Origin of the sequence: Terriglobus sp. 2YAB30_2, from assembly GCF_052114765.1 — a bacterium.
Classification (GTDB): domain Bacteria; phylum Acidobacteriota; class Terriglobia; order Terriglobales; family Acidobacteriaceae; genus Terriglobus.
The window spans coordinates 1-1,326 of sequence record NZ_JBFRFJ010000056.1 but is presented as its reverse complement, the minus strand read 5'-3'; the positions used below and the strand labels follow the sequence as shown (position 1 = coordinate 1,326).

Here is a 1,326-nt window from a genome sequence, read left to right as displayed (position 1 = left end):
TGCTGCGGTTGACAATTGGATCCACAAGTACAACCATGATCGACGGCACTCCGCCCTCGGGATGCTCAGCCCCCTACGCTACGAGCAATCCCTGACAGACGCAGCAAAAGCTGCTTGAACCCCTGTCCACCATTCGGGGTAAACCTCACAGGTCGCCCGCATCACGCAATGCGCACGCGGTTTCGTGCGCGAGGCTCGCTTCGGAGAAGAAGAAGATCCGAGCAGGTTCGTGATCCGAGTTGGAAGCGGAGGCAAGGTCCCGTTCAGCCTCGAGGAGGGTTTTCGCGGACTCCGTGACGTGCCCGGCGGCACTCAATGCCTTGCCGTGTACGACCTTTAGGAGTGCCCGCTCACGTGGGCAGGCGGCTTGGTAGCGGCGGCCGCTGACCGACGCTTCAGCGAGTTGTAGTCCTTCCGCGTGATGTCCAAGGTCGATGGCTTGATGTGCCATCGCGCGCAGTATGTGGCCGGTTAGCGGTTCGTCATTAGCTTCAGCCGCGAGCTTGGTCGATGCCGCGAAATAGCGTTGTGCTGTGTAATGCTCGGCATTGTCGAATGCCATCCAGCCTGCCAAATAAGCCAACTCGCTTGCAGCGGAGAACATGTCATTCCGCACAGCCTCGCTGGCGTAGGACCCATTCAGGTAGCTGGTTACTTCGTTGGTCAAATACTGAACCACGGCCGTCCGTCCATGACCGCCACCGAGCCGCTGATCGATTTGGGAGAACAAGACCATCACGTCTCGCACAGCCGCTACGTCGACTTCCCCCACGTGACGAACGCCGGTTTTGTTGCCCGGCAGGACAGACGCCGCAGGGTCGAGCCAGCCAGGCAGTAGCATGGATGCGCTGAGTGCTGTGGAGTACCCGACACGTAGAAATGAGCGCCGTTCCACATCAGCCTTTCCGAGGTTGAGCAAGGTAGCTACAGGGTCTTGGATGCCACCAAAACGCTTTTCGTACCAGGCTATGACATCGGACGTCGGTGTGCGCTCTCCGGTTTCGTAGTAGGCAAGCACGGACTTGCTGTAGTGGATCTGACCGGCCACTGCAGCAAGGGACACCCCAGCGGCTTCACGGGCCGCTCGGAGCTGCGCACCGACGATCGCGGCGTGACTGTCCATGCCGTCGAATCTAGCCGCTTTGTGGACGCGCCGTGGATATGAACCCGCATATCTCTGAATCCCCCCGGGTTCGGTGCACACCCGGTTATCTGTCTCCAGCCGGTTGCTCGGCGTGAAGTGCATAGTAGTCGGCTTCGTACTCGACCGGTGGTTTGCGGCCGAGTCGGTGCATCAGGCGGGACTCGTTGTACCAGCTGACCCAG

The 1,326-nt window shown here is 60.2% G+C and carries 2 protein-coding genes; one reads left to right on the top strand and one right to left on the bottom strand.

The annotated features are described in order from the left end of the window. Window positions 1-118 (top strand): integrase core domain-containing protein (locus AB4Y89_RS24495; protein WP_441955563.1); only part of this gene is annotated, 118 nt, incomplete at its 5' end. A 27-nt stretch (window positions 119-145) separates the two neighbouring features. Here AB4Y89_RS24495 and AB4Y89_RS24490 read toward each other — a convergent pair. Further along, window positions 146-1,123 (bottom strand): helix-turn-helix domain-containing protein, encoded by a 978-nt coding sequence (locus AB4Y89_RS24490; protein ID WP_442303565.1) that lies wholly within the window; start codon window positions 1,121-1,123, stop codon window positions 146-148. Window positions 1,124-1,326 lie beyond the last annotated feature (203 nt).

What these genes read in the sequence shown, in the direction of transcription:
- AB4Y89_RS24490 (WP_442303565.1), bottom strand. Translation starts at nt 1,123, where the DNA reads ATGGACAGTCACGCCGCGATCGTCGGTGCGCAGCTCCGAGCGGCCCGT.